Genomic DNA, 18314 nt, shown 5'->3' with positions numbered 1-18314 from the left:
ATGCGCAAACGGCTCAGTCAGAGCCGTGCGCCATGAAATGGTAGCGGGCCGGTCGAGCGATCGATCGGCCCGTTTGTATGGAAAGACCCGGAGGCAGGCACGTTGCACCGTTGTTTCACGCACCAGCAACCCTGAAAATGGAACGGCCCCTTGCAGCCGGTCGTTCATCTTGCACCCGATACCCCTGCACCGGTGCCTCTCATCGCTATGCGCAAACCCCAGGCTCGGGCGTGGCGTTTTCGCTTTACGCTCTTAACCCTTGCAACCACCGCGCTGCTCATCTCGTGGGGCGCGTTTGTGACAAGCATCAACGCCGGTATGGCCGTTCCAGATTGGCCGGCGTCGTTTGGGTCGTACGATCCCCTGGCCACGGGGCTGCCGCAGTGGTGGAGCTACACGCCGGTATTGGCTGAACATGGCCACCGCCTGCTCGGCGCGCTGGTGGGTTTTCTCACGCTGGTGCTCACCGCGTGGACGTGGCTGCGTGAGGAGCGGGGCTGGGTCAAGAAGCTGAGCGCAGCGGTGCTGGGGCTCGTCATCTTTCAGGGCATCCTGGGCGGGCTCCGGGTGACGGAAAATTCGCTCACGCTGGCGGCGATTCATGCCTCAACGGCGCAAATTTTCTTTGGATCGCTTGTGGGATTGGCTGTTTTTACCTCCGATGCCTGGATGCGACGTACGCCCCTCATTCCCGCCACCGCTTCCCGCACCACGCTCCGCCGTCTCACCATCGCAGCCACCGGCACGCTCTTGCTGCAAATTGTGCTGGGCGCAATGCTCCGCCAGTTTGGAAATGGCCTAAACGCGATGTTTGCATACATCCACATCTTTGGCGCGTTCGCCGTTACGGGGCTTGTGATCGCCGTCTTTACCTACGTGCAAAAGCACTTCGATGACGTGACGGTGCTGCGGCGCGGCGCCTGGGCGATGCTGCTGGTGGTTGGGCTGCAGTTTGCGCTGGGGCTTTTTGCGTACCTGTTCATCATCGGAGATGCAGCGCAGGGCGTGCGTCATCTGCCGCAAATCGTGCTTACGATTGCGCACGTCGTCGTGGGATCGGTGCTTGTGGGTTCCACGGCGGCCACGATGATCTACGCCTGGCACCAACCGCTGGCGACGGCCGCGGATGCGGTGCCGGGCGATGGTCTTGCCCAATCGTCGGCCGTCTCCGTCCGCCCATCATCTGCTGCTGATGCCTCCTAGCCCCATGCCTTCGTCCTCTTCTTCATCGGCCGATGCCGTTGCGCCGGTGCCGGCACGTAGCCTGCGCGGGGTGCTCCGCGATTACGTGGAGCTGTCGAAGCCCGAAATCTCGTTTCTGGTGACGGTGTCGGCTCTGGCGGGCTTTCTGCTGGGGGCGCCGCACCACCTCGACGTGCTCGACCTGGTGGTGACCCTGGTGGGCGTGGGCTTGTGCGCGGGCGGCGTGGGGATGCTCAACCATGCGATGGAGGTGCCGTACGATGCGCAGATGAAACGGACCGCGGCGCGCCCCCTCCCCGCCGGGCGCGTGAATCCCAAACGCGTGCGGCAGGTGGGCGTGGGCCTGGTGGTGGCAAGCGCTGCCCTCATCTGCCCCATCGTCAATCCGCTCACGGCCATTTTGGCCGCGCTCACGGCGCTGCTCTACATCTTTGTGTACACCCCGCTAAAGCGCACCACCAAGTACAACACCCTGGTGGGAACGATTCCGGGCGCGTTGCCGGCGCTGGGCGGGTATGCCGCGGCCACCGGCACGCTGGGCGCTACCGGATGGGTGCTCTTCGGCATCCTGGTGTGCTGGCAGATGCCCCACTTCCTGTCGCTCGCCTGGATGTACCGGAAAGACTACGAACGCGGCGGCTACGTGATGCTCCCGGTGGTTGAGCCCGACGGCGGGTCGACCGCGCGCCAAACGCTGGGTTTCACGGCGGCGCTGCTGGGCGTAAGCGTGCTGCCGTTTTGGACCACCCCCACGATGGGCTGGATCTACCTCGCGGGCGCCGTGCCGCTGGGCGGCTGGTTCTTGTGGACCGCGTGGACGTTTTACCAAACACGTAGCAACCAAGACGCGCGCGCCGTTTTGAAAGCGTCTATCGTGTACATTCCGGTGCTCGTCGCCCTCATTGGCATCGACTGGGTGCTGTAACGCCCCCACCGGTCCGTTGCTTCTGGCTTTTGCTCCCTTTGGTTCATGCCCACGCCTGCCGTTCACATTCAGCACGTTACGCACCGCTACGGCACGCAGCGCGCCCTGCACGACCTGTCGCTGCGCATCCCGCAGGGCGCCCTCTTTGGCATGCTGGGCCCCAATGGCAGCGGCAAAACGACCTTGTTCCGGATTCTCTCGACCCTCCTGGCCCCCACCGAGGGCACCGTATCGGTCCTGGGTGCCTCGCCTGTGCACGCGCCGCACGCTGTACGTAAGCACCTGGGCGTCGTCTTTCAGTCGGTGGCGCTGGATGAGCACCTGACGGTGCGCGAAAACTTGCGCTTTCAGGGCGCGCTGTATGGCCTGCGAGGGGCCGCGTTTGCCGAACGCATGCGTACGCTCCTGGCACGCTTTGGCCTGTCCGACCGCACGGACGACCGCGTAAGCACGCTCTCGGGCGGATTGCAGCGGCGGGTGGATTTGGTGCGCGGCCTGCTGCATCGCCCGCAGGTGCTGCTGCTGGACGAGCCCACCACGGGCCTCGATCCCGCCGCGCGCCGTACGCTCTGGGACGCGCTGCGGCAGCTGCAGGCCGACGAGGGTACCACCCTCATCGTGGCGACGCACCTCATGGACGAGGCCGACCGCTGCGACACCGTAGCTATCCTGTCGGAGGGCGCGTGCGTGGTGAACGGCCCGCCCGAGGCGCTGAAGACGGCCCTGGGCGAGCAAACGCTGTGGATCGAAAGCCCGGCCCCGGCCGACCTGCGCGACCGCATCGAGGCGCAAATGGGCGTTGCGGCCCGCGTCATTGGCACACTGGTGCAGGTGCAAACCGATCAGGCGCCGGAGATGCTGCCCCGCATCTACCGCGCCTTTGGTGCCCGCATCACCGCGGCGACGCTGCGCCCGCCCACCCTCGAAGACGTCTTTTTGGCGCACACCGGCCGCTCGGCCGCCGCCCTCCGCGCTCCTGCTCAGTAGTCGCTCTGCGTTATGTCTGCTACCCATGCCCTTCAAACGGTCGCGGCCCTGTCGGGGCGCGAGATGCTCAAGTTCGTGCGCGACCGCAGCCGCCTGCTCGGGGCGCTCGTGCAACCGCTGGCGTTCTGGGGATTGCTGGGCCTGGGCTTTCAGCACACGTTTCAGGTACCAGCGGGCGTACCGGGCAGCGTAGGCTACACCGAATTTCTGCTGCCGGGCATCATCACGCTCATCTTGCTGTTTACGGCCATCTTCTCCACGATCAGCATCGTGGAGGAGCGCACCTCGGGCTTCTTGCAGGCGGTGATGGTGGCGCCTACGCCCCGCACGGCGCTGGTGCTGGGCAATGCGCTGGGCGGCACGCTGCTGGCTACGGCGCAGGCGCTTCTGTTTGTTGCGGCCGCTCCGCTGGTGGGCCTTGTCCCGCCCCTCACGGGGCTCGCGTTCATTGCTGTCATCTGCCTGCTTACGGGCCTGGCCTTCACCGCACTCGGGTTTTCAATCGCCTGGCGCATGGACTCCACGCGCGGCTTTCATGCGGTGATGAACCTCTTCCTCTTGCCGCTCTGGTTTTTGTCGGGCGGGCTCTTTCCGGCCGCGGGCGCCGTGCCGGTGCTGCAAGCGCTGGTATGGATCAATCCGGTGTCGTATGCGGTGAGTGGCGTACGCCACGGCCTCTATGGCCTGGGGCAGGCCCCGGCTGTGCTGGCATCGCCCGGCGTGTGCCTGGCCGTTACCGCCGCCTTTGCGGCGTGCATGCTCGGCCTGGCTGTGTACACCGTGCAGCGCTCGTTTTTCTCGTAGCTACCGCTTGCTGACCCATGGAAGCCACGGATCGTGTGGACTTGAAGACGATGGACGAGGGCGACCTCCGCGCGTTTGCGGCGTCGCTCGATGAGCCGTCGTACCGCGGCCAACAGCTCTTTGAGTGGATCTACGGCAAGGGCGTCACGGACTTTTCCGCCATGACGAGCCTGCCCAAAGACTGGCGCCAGGCCTTGGAGGCGTGTGCCGTGGTCGAAACGCTGACGGTGGTCGGCCGGCAGCGCGACCCCGATGGCACCGTCAAGGTGCTGTTCGAACTGCCGTCCGGGCGGCAGGCCGAGACCGTCCTCATCCCGGCGTTCGACGCGCGCGGCGAGGCCCAGCGCCTCACGGTGTGCGTATCGAGCCAGGTGGGCTGCGCCATGGGCTGCACGTTCTGCGCCACGGGCCAAATGGGCTTCCGCGAGAACCTGACGGCCGGCGCCATCTTCGACCAAGTGGCGCTCATGGACCGCATCGGGCGGGCGCTGTACGACCGGCCGGTGACCAACGTCGTGTTCATGGGCATGGGCGAGCCGCTGCTCAACTACGCCAACGTCGTGAAGGCCATGGGGCTGCTCACGCACGAGTCGACGCTCCACCTCTCGCCGCGGCGCATCACCATCTCTACGGTGGGCCTCTCGCGGCGCATCCGCGACCTGGCCGACGACGGCCTACGCACGCGCCTTGCCGTGTCGCTGCATGCGCCCGACAACGACACGCGCAGCGCCATCATGCCCGTAAACACATCCGAGAAAACCAGCCTGCCGGCGCTCAAGGAGGCGCTTCAGTACTATCACGCCGAAACCGGCCGCCCGGTAACGTACGAATACTGCCTCTTTGAGGGCGTCAACGACCAGATGGAGGACGCCGACCGGCTGGCGCAGGTGGCGCGGTGGATTCCAAGCAAGGTGAACCTGCTGATGTACAACCCGGTGGAGGGCCTCAACTTTGCGCGCACCGATGAGGCGCAGCTCAACCGCTTCGTGCAGCGCCTCGTGCAGCACGGCGTGACCGTGACCGTGCGCCAGAGCCGCGGCCGCACGATTGACGCGGCCTGCGGGCAACTCGCCAATGCGTCGGCGTCGTAACCGGTTGGATATCCCGCACGGCTGGCTCGTATACACCCCGAACTGCTGTTTCTCATTGCTCTTTCATTTGCCATGGAACTGACCAACCGCGTTGCGCAAAGCGACATCACCGTCTACAACCTGGACGACCTGTGGGACGATGCCGCGGTGGCCACGTGCGACATTGCGCCGTTCCTTACGCAGGGCCTGATGCTGAAAGAAAAGGACTTTCGGGCGGCCGTGAAGGCGCACGACTGGGCGGCCTACGAGGATAAGCACGTGGCGCTTTTTTGCTCGACCGATGCCATCGTGCCCACGTGGGGCTACATGCTCATCGCTTCGAAGCTGAATGGCGTGGCCGCATCCGTGAGCTTTGGAGATGAAAAAGCCGCCGTGCGCGATCACTACATTCGCGCGCTGGAGGCCGAGGACTGGGCGCGTTTTGAAGGCAAGCCGGTGGTGATTAAGGGATGCGGCGGCGCGCGCGTCCCCGAGGCGGCCTACATGATTGCGACGCAAAAGCTGCAAGGCGTGGCCCGCAAGATCATGTACGGCGAGCCGTGCTCGTCGGTGCCGCTGTGGCGGAAGCCCACCGACACAGATGCGCGTCCGGGCGCCAAGGCCGTGGGCGTCAAGAAGCCCGACCTGCCCACGGGATAGCGCCTGCGTGCATCTTGCTCACCCGTCGCCCGACCGCTCCTTTGCCCCTCCATGGCCTCCACCACCGATCGTACCGCCGCTGCCTTCCTTTCGCCGCTCATCGATCGGCTGAAGCGCGCGCCGCGGTATCGGCTGGTGCGGCGGCTGTACCACCGGCACGAGCACCTGGCGCCCCCGCTGCTCTTTTTGGGCGGCGTGGGGTGGGACGCCGCCACGTTGAAGCGCATTGACGCGCCCATCGACGACCTGATTCTGTTCGTCTACCTGCTGCTGTTGGGCGCGGCCATCGTGCTGGCCGTGCTAAAGCGCAACGACCGGCTGCCCGACGGCCCGCTGGCCCACATCGGCGAATGGTCGGAAGGCGGCCTGCAATTCTTTGCCGGTGGCCTGTTCAGCGCCTACGTCATCTACTACACGCAAAGCGCCTCGCTGACCACCGCCTCGCTCTTTTTGCTGGTGCTGGTGGCGGTGCTCGTGGCCAACGAGTTTATCTGGAGCCGCACATTTAACGTGGCGGTGCTGTTGGGCGTGTACTTCCTGGCGGTGTTCTGTTACGGCACCTTCGCGCTGCCCATCCTGCTGGGGTTTATGGGCTACGGCCTCTTTCTGCTGGCGGGGGTGCTGGCCCTGGCGGTGGTGGGCGGGCTGCTGTACCTGTTTCGGCAGTGGAAGGTGGTGACGGGGTGGAAGCCCACCGCAGCCACGGCGGGCGTGGCCCTGGGGCTGTTTGGGCTGGTGAACCTGTTTTACGTGCAGAACTGGATTCCGCCGGTGCCGCTTGCCATGAAGGCCGGCGGCATCTATCACGACGTGACCATTCGCGAGAACGTGTACCGGCTCACCTACGAGGCGCCCGCGTGGTACGAGCCGTGGCGCGCGTCGGATGAGGTGTTTCACTACGTGCCGGGCGACACGGTGTACTGCTTCGTCTCGGTCTTTGCGCCGTCCGATCTGCGCACGCGCATCACGCACAACTGGCAGTACTACGACGCGCGCCGCGAGGAGTGGATAGGCACCGACCGCATCGGCTACCGGCTGGTGGGCGGACGGGCGCGCGGGTACCGCGGCTACACGTACAAGCGCAATGTGCGCCCCGGCGCGTGGCGCGTGAACGTGCTCACCACCGAAGACCGCCTCGTGGGGCGCATCCGTTTCTCGATTGTACGCGCCGATACCACGCGCCGCCGGTCGTTTGCCGTGCGGCGGTACGAATAGCTCATCACGCATCCCCCGGCCCGCTATGTCCCTCGACCTTTCCGACCAGATCGTTCTCGTTACCGGTGCCAGCCGCGGCATTGGGCGTGCCATCGCGCAGCAGTGCGCTGCAGCCGGGGCTACCGTGGCCGTGCATTACGGGCAGAGCGCGGATGCGGCGGCCGATGTTGCCGTGCGGTGTGGCCCCACGGCGCAACCGTTTCAGGCCGACCTAACGGCGCTCGATGCCACCGAGGCGCTGGTGGCGCAGGTGCTGCGCGCATATGGCCGCCTCGATGCGCTTGTGCTCAACGCGGGCGTCGCGCGGTCGATGCCGCTGGCGGCCCCCACCGAGGCGTGGGCCGCGGACTGGAACGACACGATGCACGTGAACCTGCGGGCGCCGGAGCTGCTGTGCCGCGCCGCGCTGCCGCACTTTCAGGCGCAAGGGCACGGGCGCATCGTGGGCATCGCTTCGCGGGCAGCCTTTCGGGGCGACGTGCCGGACTACATGGCCTACGCGGCATCCAAAGCGGGCCTCGTGGCGCTCATGCGGTCGCTGGCGCGCGGCTTTGGCAGCGACGGCATCAAAGCGTTTACCGTGGCGCCGGGGTTTGTGCGCACCGACATGGCGCAGGCCTTTATCGACCAGTTTGGGGAAGGCATCGTGCGCGACGACCTCTCCCTCAACGAACTGACCGAGCCGGAGGACGTCGCTCCGCTCGTGGCGTTCTTGCTCAGCGGCGGCGCCGATCACGCCACCGGCACCACCATCGACATCAATGCTGGGAGTTATGTGCATTGAGCGGGCCGCAAGTGGGAAAAGCCTGAACCCTCTGGAACGGCCTTTTTGCGCCTCGCGTGATACTTCAGCACGATTCTGCAGTTTTCTCGGTCGAACGGATCCACGGCATGACGCAAGCGCTCACGAACGCACAAACCCTTGGCGAACTCAAAGCAGCAGGCTACCGGCAGCGCACCGTAAAAGAGGAGATCCGTGCGAACCTGATGCGGAAGCTGCGGGCCGGCGAGACGATTTTTCCGGGCATCCTGGGCTACGAGCGGACCGTGATCCCGCAACTGCAAAACGCGTTGCTCGGAAAGCACGACATCATCCTGTTGGGGCTGCGCGGGCAGGCCAAAAGTCGGATCATCCGGATGATTCCCACCCTGCTCGACGCGCAGGTTCCCATCATCGCGGGCAGCCCGCTGAACGAAGACCCGCTGCAGCCGGTGACGAAGCACGGGCGCGAGCTGGTGGAAGCGCAGGGCGACGACACGCCCATCGAGTGGCTGCCGCGCGAGGCCCGCTACGGCGAGAAGCTGGCCACGCCCGACACCACCATCGCCGATCTCATTGGCGATATCGATCCCATCAAGGCGGCCAACCTGCGGCTCACCTACGCCGACGAAGAGGTCATCCATTTCGGCATCATTCCGCGCACCAACCGGGGCGTGTTTGCCATCAACGAGCTGCCCGACCTGCAGCCGCGCATTCAGGTGGGGCTGCTGAACATCCTGGAGGAGCAAGACATCCAGATTCGCGGATTCAACGTGCGGTTTCCGCTTGACGTGCTGATGGTGTTTTCGGCCAACCCGGAGGACTACACCAGCCGGGGCAACCTCATCACGCCACTGAAGGATCGCATCGACAGCCAGATCCTCACGCACTACCCGAAGACCATCGACATTGGCATCGAGATTACGCGGCAAGAGGCGTGGCAGCAGCGCGACGCCGCCGAGTCCGAGACAGCAGACGTGCGCGTGCCGCATATCTTCCGTGAAGTCATCGAGCAGATCGCCTTCGAGGCGCGCGCGAGTGAGTACGTTGACCAGCAATCGGGCGTGTCGGTGCGCATGACGCGGGCCGCGCTGGAGGACCTGATCTCGGCGGCCGAGCGGCGGGCCCTCATCAACAACGAGCAGGAAACCACCGTGCGCGTCAGCGACCTGAACCTCGTGGCGCCGGCCATCACCGGCAAGGTGGAGCTGGTGTACGAGGGCGAGCAGGAGGGCGCGCAAAACGTAGCGCTCACGCTCATTGGCCGCGCCATCAAGACCATCTTTACGCAGTACTTCCCCGACCCGGCCGACAAAGAGGACGGACGCGATGCGTACCGTACCGTGCTGCAGTGGTTTGCCGAGGGACATACCGTGACGCTCGACCAAGATCAGTCGTTTGAGGCGTACCGCGCGCAGCTCGACCGGGTGGAGGGGCTGCAGGCATTGGTTACGGAGCACACCACGCCGACCGACGCAGCGGCCGAGGCGGCGATGATGGAGTTGGTGCTGGAAGCCCTGCACCAGAACTCGCTCGTTGGAAAAGAACTCTCCGACGGCGGCCGCTCCTACAACGACATGATGGGCTCCATGCTCTCGGGGCTGGGGGGCGACGGTGGATTTGACGATGACGACGACTCCGACGCCTGGGATGCCTACCAATAGGCGCTGTGGGGCATTCACACAGGGCAATCGCATGAGTAATTGTGAATCCGCCCTATGCGCCTCAACGACGGCTCCGGTGTCGCCCGCATGCGCACCGGTAGCATGACCAAGGCCCCTCACTCATCGCGACGACAAGTAGCGTGATGCTTCTTTGTGCGTTGCGCGTGCAGTTGGGCGAATCGAGTCGAATAGCCATCTGAACCATCAACGCATCGTTTTGGCACTCCATTCTCAATGTCATTGCGAGCGAACATAGTGAGCGTGGGGGCCTTTGTCATGCCGTAGGTGCAATCTCCGAAATGGGGCGCTCTTGCCCGTACATGGAGATCGCCGCGTCCTTCGCATCTGCTCAGTCCTCGCGATGACAAGAAAAGTACTGCTTTTTTGTGCGTTGGGCGTGCGGTTGATCAAAACCGCCGAAACAGTCCTCTGAACCATTCACGTATCGTTTCTGCATGTCACCCTTCATGTCATTGTGGGCGAACGAAGCGAGCGCGGGGGCCTTTAGGTTATCCCGGAGGGGCAATCTCCACAAACGAGCAAAAATCTGCTGAACAATGCAATTAGCAGGACATGCGGGAAGAACAACGGCATGAGGGATTGTGAACCTGCCCTGGGTGCATCAAAGCCAGTTCTTACTTCCGGGCCATGTCATCGTCATTGTGCAAATCACTCCTGATCGGCGTCAGGACAAACCCCCAATTGATGCGATTACTCTGGGCATTCACATTGTCCGGTGCAGCGCGTACCTTAGGGCCGTAGCGTCGCCACCGCATTCCCCACACCGGCTTACAGCAGATGGCCCGCACACCTACCGTTATCGCCCTGCGCAGCGTACTCGTCACCGTTCCCGTACTGGCCCCCGCCGTGCGCTTTTTCTCGGGCACACTGGGGCTGCAGGCGGGCGAGCGCCCGGGCCCGTTGCCGCGTGAGTGGTGTGCCTACTGGGGGCTGCCCACCGAGAGCCGCGGGCAGCGGCTGGTGGGTCCCGAAACGGGACGGGGCGGCGCGGTAGACCTGATTGCCATGCGCGAGGCGGCCGATCCGATCCGCACGCCGGCGCGTCCGTGGGCCAACGGCATTGCGGCGTTGCGCCTGCGTACGGCCAACATCGATACGGTGGCCGCGGCCGATGCGCTCGATGCTTTAGCGGGCCCCGCGTCGTACCCCGTGGGCCCGCGCACCGTGCTCGGCGCTCGCGGCTACGGGCCCGAGAACGTGGCCTGCTGGTTTGTGCAGCACGACCCGCCGCGTGACACCCATCACCTCACCGACAGCGGCGTGCAAGGCATTGCGTTTGCTGTCGATCATACCGACGATGTGCTGCCGCTGTTTACGGACGGCTTTGGCGGCACGGTGCAGGCCACCCAAGACCCGGTGCCCGCGGCCATGCGCCCGGTGGTAGGGGCCGCCGAGCGCATCACGTGGATCGAGTGGGCCGGCGAGGAGCCGTTTCACGTCGCGCTGGTCGAGCATCCCACGCCGCTCTCCGAACGCCGCGACCTCTCGTGGCGCTACAACGGACGCTTTACCGGGGTGTGGGGGCTGTCGGTAACCGTCGACTCCGTAGACGCTGTGGTGCAGATGGCCGACCGCTTTCGGCAGCCCGTGCGCGGGCGCGGGCGCGTGACGCAACCGTACAGCGGACGCGCCCGCACCGTAGCCCTGCGCCTGCCCGGCGGCGGCTGGCTGGAGTGCGTCGAGGCGTCGGGCTGACGGCAGCCCACCAATTCTCAACACAGCGCACAGGAACATCCAACTGGAAGAGCCGATACAGCCCGGCTGTGCTATCGCTGACTCTCCTCTGGTTTTTGATCGTCTATGTCGCTGCGCTGTGGCCTCGTCGGACTGCCCAACGTGGGCAAGTCCACCATCTTCAACGCCCTGAGCAACGCGGGCGCGGAGTCTGAGAACTACCCTTTTTGCACGATTGAGCCCAACGTGGGCGTGGTGCCCGTCCCCGACGCCCGCTTAGAGACGCTCGGCGAGCTGGCCGACAGCGCCGACGTCATTCCCACCTCCATCGAGTTCGTCGACATCGCCGGGTTGGTGGAGGGCGCCTCAGAGGGTGAGGGCCTCGGCAACCAATTTCTGGCAAACATCCGCGAGGTCGATGCCATCATTCACGTGGTGCGCTGCTTCGACAACGACAACGTGGTGCACGTGTCGGGCTCGGTCGATCCGGCGCGCGACATCGACATCATCAACACCGAGCTGCTGCTGAAGGACCTGGAGACGGTGGAAAAGCGCGTGGAGAAGGCGCGCAAGCCGGCCAAGTCGGGCGAGAAGGAAGCCAAGCAGCGCTACGAGGTGTACCAGCGCCTGTACGACCACCTCAGCGAGGGGCATTGGGCCCGCACCTTCCCGGCCAAGGCCGCCGAGCTCCCGCTCGTCGATGAGCTCTTTTTGCTGACAGACAAGCCGGTGCTGTACGCGGCCAACGTGGGCGAGGAGGACCTGCCCGCGGGCAACGATTATGTAGACGACGTGCGGGCCATCGCGGCCGACGAGGAGGCGCGCGTCGTGACGATCTCGGCCGAGGTGGAAGCCCAGATTGCTGAGCTGGAAGAAGACGAGCGGGCGTTGTTTTTGGAGGAAATGGGCCTGCAGGAGTCGGGGCTGGAGCGCCTGATTAAGGAGGCGTACGAGCTGCTGGGCCTCATTACGTTCTTTACGGCCGGCCCGAAGGAGGCGCGGGCGTGGACGATCCGGCGCGGGACGAAGGCGCCGCAGGCGGCAGGCACCATCCACAGCGACTTTGAGCGCGGGTTCATCCGGGCCGAGACGCTGCACTACGACGATTACGTGGAGCAGGGCTCGGAGGCCGCGGCTCGCGATGCGGGCGTGCTGCGCATGGAGGGCAAGGAGTACGAGGTGAAGGATGGCGACGTGATGCTCTTCCGCTTCAACGTGTAGCGCGGCCCCCCGTGTGGGTGCGAAAAGAGCCCCCCGTTCAAAAGCGCTACGGTTCGTCTGTAGTCGACGGCTGCATCAGGTCGTCAGGCCTAGGCCTTGCGTCTGTGCTCGCTCGGGCGGTCTCGACAAATCTAGCAAGCACGGGTGAGGCATTGTCCGCGCGCCAAACGATGCGTAGCGTAGGCGTTGGTGTGGCATCCAGGACGCGTTTGAACACGACCTCTTGGGTGCTGAATGCATCCTGCACCGACCGCGGCGCAAATGCGACCCCAAGCCCGGCCGCCACGAGGCCGAGGATCACGAAGATTCGGTTGGCTTGCTGGGCAATCTGCGGACTGAACCCGGCACGCTGGCACAGCGCAATGAGCGCGTCGAACAGCTCAGGCTCGAACGCCCGCTCGAAGATGATGAACGGATCTTCCGAAAGGTCCGCCAGGTCGATGGCGTCTACACCTGTCAAGCGATGATCGGCAGGCAACGCCACCATCACGGCGTCACGCCCCACCGGCTCGCTGACAAGCTTTGCATTCTTCGGCTGAAGCCCTGCAAACGCTACGTCGATGGTGCCCTGCTGAAGCGCGTCGCGCTGTGCATGCGACCGCATCTCACGAAGCACGAGCTCCACATCGGGCGTCGCCGCCTGAAACGCCCGTATGATGTGCGGCAGCGTACTGTAGATGGCCGGCCCCACGAAGCCGACGACGAGCCGCCCGACTTCGCCTCGTGCCGCCCGCTGTGCCGTGCGCTGCGCCTGTTTGGCGCGGGCCAGTGTCTGCTTTGCCTCAGGCAAGAAGGCGCGCCCGGCAGCCGTCAACGCGACCGTCCGGCGGCTCCGGTCAAAAAGCATTGCACCGAGCGTCTCTTCTAGTTGCTGAATCTGCCGGCTTAGTGCCGACTGCGTGATGTGTACATGCTCCGCTGCCTGACGAAAATTCAGCGTATCGGCAACGGCCAAGAACGATCGCAAGTGGCGCAGCTCCATCATAGACTTCTCTCTGATGCATGTTTCGCATCAAAATGATCATAATAATGCATGTAACTGATCACAGTATCGCACGTGGCACTTCCAAATGCTACTTCCACAGACGCACTGACACCCGCTATGCCTCTAACCGCCAACGATCGGCTCGCCATCCACGAACTCTGCGCCCGATATTACATCACAACCGATGAGGCCGATGTTGATGGCTTCATGGACTGCTGGGCCGACCACGACGACATCCGCTTCGAGAGCGCTTTCGGCACGTACGAAGGCCGCGCCGCTATCCGCGAGTTCGAGGACGATCACGTCCACCGCGGCATGGCCGTGGGGAAGCGGCACCTGCTTAGCAACGTCGCCGTTCGCCCTGGCGAGGACGACGATACTGCGTACGTGACAACGTACATGACCGTGCTGGATGTCGTCAACATTCCGCACGTCGTGGCAACAGCCATTTATCGTGACAGCAAGGTGGTGCGTACCGAAAACGGCTGGAGGTTCGTTTACCGTCACATGGACGTCGATCCCGGCTTCCAAAAGCTGATGGATGCCCAAGAAACCGAGGGAAAGGCTGAGCACGACACCGAGCAACCCGCCTGACCCGATGTTTACGATCGAATCCCCTTGTGCAATCAGCACCTCGACTGCACAAGGGGACCGCGTGCATGCTGGCATTACTCATTCAAAACGCACCTTTTCGAAAAACTACAGTAGGTTAAATAGCGAAAGATATAGCAATGAGAATCAAGACGTTCTTGTTAAGTTTAATAAGTCTCGGTCTTCCATTCGTTGTACAGGCCCAAGAGGCAGAATCGCACCGTACCATTTCTGTTGAAGTGAACCCGCTGGCGTACGCCTTCACGGGGTGGAGCATTGGCGGAACCTACCAACCATCCAACCTCAAAAGATGGGTTTTTAACGCGGGGGCTTATGGATTCCAGATGCCGGAGTTTTTTGTTGACCAGATTCCTGGTAATGAAGACGAAGGATTTGAATTACAGATTCAATCGGCGTTTACCATAGGCACCGATTTTCACCCCTGGAACCGAGACCGCGCCGGCATTGCTTTTGGGATTTCTACGGTCATTGCAAATTTTCAGGTTACCAACGAAAACGAAGACGGTGAAGCCGACTACAGCAGTCTGTACGTCGTCCCAAGAGCCAGCTATACTTGGTTCTTGTTCGACGGACTGTATGTCATGCCCTGGCTCGGCCTTGAGATCCACAACAAAGTTAGCGGCAGGACCCAAGTGGGCTCTCTCGATTTTGAGCCAATGTCCGTACAGCTTTCCCCCAATATCTCCATTGGATACGCTTTTTAGAACCCGCATGTTTACGATCGAAGCCACGATTGAGATTGACGCTCCGCCCGCGCAAGTGTGGGCCGTGCTCACCGACACGGACGGCTATGCCGACTGGAGCTCGCTGCTCCACGTTGTGGAGGGCGCGTTCGGTCCGGACGCGCGCCCTACGCTGCGGCTGGACTTGCCCGATGGCCCTACGTATTCGTTTCGGCCGACGATCATCGCGTTCGAGCCGCCGCACCGGCTCACCTGGCGCGCCGTCACAGGAATTCGTGGGCTGTTCGACGGCACGCACACGTTTGCCTTGACGCCGCTTGCCAGCGGCGCGCGTACCCAACTCGTCAACCGTGAGGTGTACAGCGGGCTGCTCGCGCCCGTGATGAAGCGCCTCCCGATGATGCGCGACGCGCAGCCGGGATTCGAGACGATGAACGCCGAAATTAAAACCCGCGCGGAGCAGGGGCATGCCCCCGCGCCCCACTGACCGCAACGCCAGCCACGCTCCAGCCATACCAGAACTCCACGACAAAGTCGTCCTCATCGCCGGCGGCGCTGGGGAAGTCGGCGAAGGCCTCGTCCGCGCCTTCCTCGCCGAAGGCCCCACCGTCGTCGTACCCTCCCGCTCCGACGACAAGCTTGATGCGCTTCGTGAACGCCTGGAGGCCGACGACCGCCTCGTTTCCTGGACCGGCGACGTGGGCTCCGAAGCGGGTTCGGCCGCCTTGCGCGACTGGGGCGCCGACACCGCAGGACCGCTCGATGCGGTTGTCGCCTCTCTGGGCAGTTGGTGGCAGGGCGCGCCGCTGACCGAGGTGCCGCTCGACACCTGGCACCGCCTCATCGACATGGGGCTGACCGCCCACTTCGTGATGGCGAAGACGTTCGTGCCCGTGTTGGCCGGGCGGTCCGGAGCAAGCTACACGCTCATCAGTGGCGCGGGCGCGCTGCACCCGGTGCCCGGCTCGGGGCCGATCTCCGTCTCCGCTGCGGCGCAGCTCCTGCTGAAAGACGTCCTCGCCGCGGAGAGCGAGACCGTGCGTATCAACACGCTGCTTCTGGCTACGCCTGTCATCACCCGCCCTTGCCCCGACGGCCCCGACGACTGGCTCACGGCCGATGACGCCGGCGCACACGCGGTACACCTCGCCAGCGACGCCGCCCGTGGCCAACACGGCGCGACGGTCGTGCTCGCATCATGCGATCAGCTACCCGCCCAACGCGCTTTGTAGTGACGGCCTAGCGCGTTGCCGTTCGCCGTTTGGGTTATTTCTGGTAGCGTTTCAGTGGGACGGTCCGCCGCAGTGAGTCCGCTACGGCACCATGCACGCGGGCCGCTCGGGCGCCCACGCCTCCAGCAGTGCCCGGCGGCGCTCTTGCCGTTGCACATAGCTCGGCGCTGCGCTGCCAATGGGCGAGCCGGGCGGAGTGGCGATATCGGCGGGCATTGTGGCGGCGGATTGGTCGCGGCTTAGGAAGCGGCCGATCATGGCATGCGCCTGGGCGCGGTGCGCCTGCGTCTCAGCATCGGAGCCCGGATGGGCCTGCAGCCAGCGGTGTAGGTCGCGGAGATGCTGCGTGAGGCGGGCCTGCACGGCGGGCGCCGCGTCGTCGTTGCCGGCCTGCTCCAGGAGCGCGTCGGTCCACACCTGCTGCACGGTGCGCTGCAGCTCCGCATCGTAGGCGTTGCCGGACACTGGCGCCTCCCACACGGCCGCGGTCACCTCATCGAGCACGGTGCGCAGCGTCGGCAGGTTGGCGTCGAGGTCGGACTGGTACGCCAGCCGCGCGGCGCGCTCGGGGTGGATGATGAGGTCTAGCACCATGGTGGCGGCCACCTCAGCCGGCGCGTATGGATCGAAGGTGGGCTCGGTGTGGCTGGCGAAGAGCTCGCGGTTCTCCGGATAGCCCGGCGGGCGCGGGGCGATCTGCGCGCGCACCTCGGGTGGCAGGCGTAGCGCCTGCGGCGTCACGGTCTGGAGTAGCGCGTCGAGCGCATCCCTCTGCTGACTGGCGTCGACCGGCGTGGGCAGTGTGGCATCATCATCGCCGCGCAGCGCATAGCTGTAGCGCACGCCCGCGATCGACTTCACCGTGCCCTCCACCTGATAGCGGTGGCGCAGGTACAGCGGCACGAGCGCCTCTTCCAAGAGCGCCATTGGCTCGCCGGTGCGGATGACGGAGGCGTCGAACCGATCGAGGGCGACTTCGCGCACCTCCATCTCGCGCGCCAACGCGGCGACCGGGTCGGCGCCGTTGTCCCACAGGTTCGAGAGCGGGTGCGCTGCCCCGGCCGGCCGCGCATCGGCATCCGTGATGTAGTGCAGGCCGTCCTCCTGATAGCTCTGGATGATGCTGTCGAGCAGTTCAGCTTCGGTCTGCCCCTCGGCCGGCTGGGCGTAGCCGTAGCGGATGGCGGCCTTGTCCCATGCGCCAATGCCCGTGTCGTATGCGTCGTCCAGCACAATCTGGCCATCCTCCACGGTGGCGAGCGGCGCGGGGTAGTCCATCACCGAGGCCCGGTCGTTGACCGACGCGGCGAAGTTGTGCGCGAGGCCCAGCGTATGCCCAACCTCGTGCGCCGAGAGCTGGCGGATGCGCGCGAGCGCCATGGCCAGCATCGGATCGTTCGCGGGCGCAAAGCCCTCGGCGTGGGCGCCGTCGTACGGGGCGAGCATCCCTTCGGCCAGCAGGTAGTCCTGCCGCACGCGCAGCGAGCCGAGCGTCACGTGGCCTTTGATGATCTCGCCGGTGCGCGGATCGGTGACGGAACTGCCGTAGCTCCAGCCCCGGGTGGCGCGGTGCACCCACTGAATCGTGTTGTAGCGGACGTCCATCGGATCGGCGTCGGCGGGCAGCATCTCGACGCGGTAGGCGTTCTCGAAGCCCGCCGCCTCGAACGCCTCGGCCCACCAGCGCGCGCCGTCGAGCAGCGCGCTGCGCACGGGCTCCGGCGTGCCGGGGTCCAGGTAGTAGACGATCGGCTCCGCGACGGGGCACAGCCCATCGGCACCCGGCGGCTCGGCGCACGTCAGCCGGTGGCGGTTGATGAAGCGCTGCGTGATGTCCGTGCCGATGGGGACGGCGTAGTCGCGGTACATCAGTCCGAAGTAGCCGGAGCGCGGGTCCATCCGCCGCGGCGTGTAGCCGGTCGTGTCGGGCAGTTGCACGAACGAGTGGCGCACGCGCAGGGTGAACGACTGCGGGTTGGCCGCCACGTCGCGCACGTACCGGCCGGGGTCGGTGCCCGTGAACGTGACCCGCGCCTCCATCTCCGTGTTCTGCGGGAACGCCTTCACGTTCGCGGGGAACGGCGCGCTGCGGCTCGCATCGAGCGAGAAGCTCCCCTGGTCGGTTTGCTGCAGCCGGCGCACAATGCCGTGCGCGTCGCGGACGATGAAGTCGGTGGCGTCGACGAGTACACGGTCGCCGGTTGCCGCTGCCACCTCGAAGCCCCAGAGCACGCTCTTGGCGAACGCGTCCGTGACGGCCTGCGCTTCCATCGGGTTGTCCGTGTCCGCGCGGTAGTCGAGGTTGGGCTGCACGAGGTGCACCTTCGGCCCGATGCGCTCGAAATAGACGACCCGCTCGCCGCCGAGTTGGCCGCGATCGAGCCCGATGTCGTTCGAGCCGAGGCCGACGGGCAGGGAGTTCACGTACAGAAACGCCTGCTCCATCTGCGGAATTTCGAGCCACACCTTACCCGCGGCGGCGTCCCAGTAAACGGGAAAGAAGCCATCGCGCTGCTCCATCCCTTCGGTTTTCTCGGCGATGGAGGGCAGGTCCTGCGCGTGGACCGAGGCCACGAGGAGAAGGCAGCAGACAAGGCA

The 18314-nt window shown here is 65.0% G+C and carries 17 protein-coding genes; 15 read left to right on the top strand and 2 right to left on the bottom strand.

Annotated elements, in window-relative coordinates; translation table 11 throughout:
• Positions 1-207 precede the first annotated feature (207 nt).
• The 11 genes from SALLO_RS16050 (at position 208) to ychF (ending at position 12204) form a co-directional block, all read left to right on the top strand.
• The gene (locus SALLO_RS16050; RefSeq protein ID WP_022835764.1) at positions 208-1203 is read left to right on the top strand and encodes a COX15/CtaA family protein; all 996 of its coding nucleotides are present in this window, start codon (positions 208-210) and stop codon (positions 1201-1203) included.
• Positions 1204-1207: 4 nt separating this feature from the next.
• Positions 1208-2128, top strand: coding sequence for a heme o synthase (cyoE, locus tag SALLO_RS0107865; RefSeq protein WP_022835763.1), 921 nt, complete (start codon positions 1208-1210; stop codon positions 2126-2128).
• 45 nt (positions 2129-2173) lie between these two features.
• Positions 2174-3115: an ABC transporter ATP-binding protein gene (locus SALLO_RS0107860; RefSeq protein ID WP_022835762.1), complete on the top strand. Its 942-nt coding sequence runs from the start codon at positions 2174-2176 to the stop codon at positions 3113-3115.
• Between the two features lie 12 nt (positions 3116-3127).
• Positions 3128-3919 (top strand): ABC transporter permease, encoded by a 792-nt coding sequence (locus tag SALLO_RS0107855; RefSeq protein ID WP_022835761.1) that lies wholly within the window; start codon positions 3128-3130, stop codon positions 3917-3919.
• 17 nt (positions 3920-3936) lie between these two features.
• Positions 3937-5010, top strand: a complete 1074-nt coding sequence (gene rlmN / locus SALLO_RS0107850; RefSeq protein ID WP_028567035.1) for a 23S rRNA (adenine(2503)-C(2))-methyltransferase RlmN — start codon at positions 3937-3939, stop codon at positions 5008-5010.
• Between the two features lie 72 nt (positions 5011-5082).
• A complete protein-coding gene (locus SALLO_RS0107845; protein ID WP_022835760.1) occupies positions 5083-5649 on the top strand; it encodes a DUF2480 family protein in 567 nt (188 codons plus the stop codon).
• A gap of 51 nt (positions 5650-5700) precedes the next feature.
• A complete protein-coding gene (locus SALLO_RS0107840) occupies positions 5701-6864 on the top strand; it encodes a DUF2914 domain-containing protein (RefSeq protein WP_022835759.1) in 1164 nt (387 codons plus the stop codon).
• A gap of 25 nt (positions 6865-6889) precedes the next feature.
• Entirely contained in the window at positions 6890-7648 is a 759-nt protein-coding gene (locus SALLO_RS0107835) for an SDR family NAD(P)-dependent oxidoreductase (protein ID WP_022835758.1), read from the top strand.
• A gap of 107 nt (positions 7649-7755) precedes the next feature.
• Positions 7756-9288 carry a P-loop NTPase family protein gene (locus SALLO_RS0107830; RefSeq protein WP_028567033.1) on the top strand — a complete coding sequence of 511 codons (1533 nt, stop codon included), beginning with the start codon at positions 7756-7758 and terminating at the stop codon, positions 9286-9288.
• A gap of 798 nt (positions 9289-10086) precedes the next feature.
• Positions 10087-11004, top strand: a complete 918-nt coding sequence (locus SALLO_RS0107825; RefSeq protein ID WP_022835757.1) for a hypothetical protein — start codon at positions 10087-10089, stop codon at positions 11002-11004.
• Between the two features lie 105 nt (positions 11005-11109).
• On the top strand, positions 11110-12204 hold the full coding sequence (gene ychF / locus SALLO_RS0107820) for a redox-regulated ATPase YchF (protein ID WP_022835756.1): 1095 nt from the start codon (positions 11110-11112) through the stop codon (positions 12202-12204).
• Positions 12205-12250: 46 nt separating this feature from the next.
• Here the strand turns inward: ychF and SALLO_RS16045 are convergent, their stop codons facing one another.
• Positions 12251-13189, bottom strand: coding sequence for a LysR family transcriptional regulator (locus SALLO_RS16045; RefSeq protein ID WP_022835755.1), 939 nt, complete (start codon positions 13187-13189; stop codon positions 12251-12253).
• Positions 13190-13306: 117 nt separating this feature from the next.
• Here SALLO_RS16045 and SALLO_RS0107810 point away from each other — a divergent pair, with 117 nt between their 5' ends.
• From SALLO_RS0107810 to SALLO_RS16040, 4 genes are all read left to right on the top strand, one after another.
• Positions 13307-13783: a nuclear transport factor 2 family protein gene (locus SALLO_RS0107810; protein WP_022835754.1), complete on the top strand. Its 477-nt coding sequence runs from the start codon at positions 13307-13309 to the stop codon at positions 13781-13783.
• Positions 13784-13920: 137 nt separating this feature from the next.
• On the top strand, positions 13921-14505 hold the full coding sequence (locus SALLO_RS18620) for a hypothetical protein (protein WP_022835753.1): 585 nt from the start codon (positions 13921-13923) through the stop codon (positions 14503-14505).
• Positions 14506-14512: 7 nt separating this feature from the next.
• Entirely contained in the window at positions 14513-14971 is a 459-nt protein-coding gene (locus SALLO_RS0107800; protein ID WP_022835752.1) for an SRPBCC domain-containing protein, read from the top strand.
• Positions 14952-15716 (top strand): SDR family NAD(P)-dependent oxidoreductase, encoded by a 765-nt coding sequence (locus SALLO_RS16040; RefSeq protein WP_022835751.1) that lies wholly within the window; start codon positions 14952-14954, stop codon positions 15714-15716. The genes SALLO_RS0107800 and SALLO_RS16040 overlap by 20 nt, the downstream gene beginning before the upstream one ends.
• 81 nt (positions 15717-15797) lie before the next feature.
• Here the strand turns inward: SALLO_RS16040 and SALLO_RS16035 are convergent, their stop codons facing one another.
• A complete protein-coding gene (locus SALLO_RS16035) occupies positions 15798-18290 on the bottom strand; it encodes a zinc-dependent metalloprotease (protein ID WP_022835750.1) in 2493 nt (830 codons plus the stop codon).
• Positions 18291-18314 lie beyond the last annotated feature (24 nt).

The organism is Salisaeta longa DSM 21114, from assembly GCF_000419585.1.
In the GTDB taxonomy this organism is placed as follows: domain Bacteria; phylum Bacteroidota; class Rhodothermia; order Rhodothermales; family Salinibacteraceae; genus Salisaeta; species Salisaeta longa.
Note: the sequence above shows the minus strand (reverse complement) of the source record. Positions and strands in the feature narration are given on the sequence as shown.

What these genes read in the sequence shown, in the direction of transcription:
- SALLO_RS0107835 (WP_022835758.1), top strand. Translation starts at nt 6,890, where the DNA reads ATGTCCCTCGACCTTTCCGACCAGATCGTTCTCGTTACCGGTGCCAGC.
- rlmN (WP_028567035.1), top strand. Translation starts at nt 3,937, where the DNA reads ATGGAAGCCACGGATCGTGTGGACTTGAAGACGATGGACGAGGGCGAC.
- SALLO_RS0107855 (WP_022835761.1), top strand. Translation starts at nt 3,128, where the DNA reads ATGTCTGCTACCCATGCCCTTCAAACGGTCGCGGCCCTGTCGGGGCGC.
- SALLO_RS0107860 (WP_022835762.1), top strand. Translation starts at nt 2,174, where the DNA reads ATGCCCACGCCTGCCGTTCACATTCAGCACGTTACGCACCGCTACGGC.
- SALLO_RS16040 (WP_022835751.1), top strand. Translation starts at nt 14,952, where the DNA reads ATGCCCCCGCGCCCCACTGACCGCAACGCCAGCCACGCTCCAGCCATA.
- SALLO_RS16050 (WP_022835764.1), top strand. Translation starts at nt 208, where the DNA reads ATGCGCAAACCCCAGGCTCGGGCGTGGCGTTTTCGCTTTACGCTCTTA.
- SALLO_RS0107810 (WP_022835754.1), top strand. Translation starts at nt 13,307, where the DNA reads ATGCCTCTAACCGCCAACGATCGGCTCGCCATCCACGAACTCTGCGCC.
- SALLO_RS0107845 (WP_022835760.1), top strand. Translation starts at nt 5,083, where the DNA reads ATGGAACTGACCAACCGCGTTGCGCAAAGCGACATCACCGTCTACAAC.
- ychF (WP_022835756.1), top strand. Translation starts at nt 11,110, where the DNA reads ATGTCGCTGCGCTGTGGCCTCGTCGGACTGCCCAACGTGGGCAAGTCC.
- cyoE (WP_022835763.1), top strand. Translation starts at nt 1,208, where the DNA reads ATGCCTTCGTCCTCTTCTTCATCGGCCGATGCCGTTGCGCCGGTGCCG.
- SALLO_RS0107825 (WP_022835757.1), top strand. Translation starts at nt 10,087, where the DNA reads ATGGCCCGCACACCTACCGTTATCGCCCTGCGCAGCGTACTCGTCACC.
- SALLO_RS0107840 (WP_022835759.1), top strand. Translation starts at nt 5,701, where the DNA reads ATGGCCTCCACCACCGATCGTACCGCCGCTGCCTTCCTTTCGCCGCTC.
- SALLO_RS16045 (WP_022835755.1), bottom strand. Translation starts at nt 13,189, where the DNA reads ATGATGGAGCTGCGCCACTTGCGATCGTTCTTGGCCGTTGCCGATACG.
- SALLO_RS0107830 (WP_028567033.1), top strand. Translation starts at nt 7,756, where the DNA reads ATGACGCAAGCGCTCACGAACGCACAAACCCTTGGCGAACTCAAAGCA.
- SALLO_RS18620 (WP_022835753.1), top strand. Translation starts at nt 13,921, where the DNA reads ATGAGAATCAAGACGTTCTTGTTAAGTTTAATAAGTCTCGGTCTTCCA.
- SALLO_RS0107800 (WP_022835752.1), top strand. Translation starts at nt 14,513, where the DNA reads ATGTTTACGATCGAAGCCACGATTGAGATTGACGCTCCGCCCGCGCAA.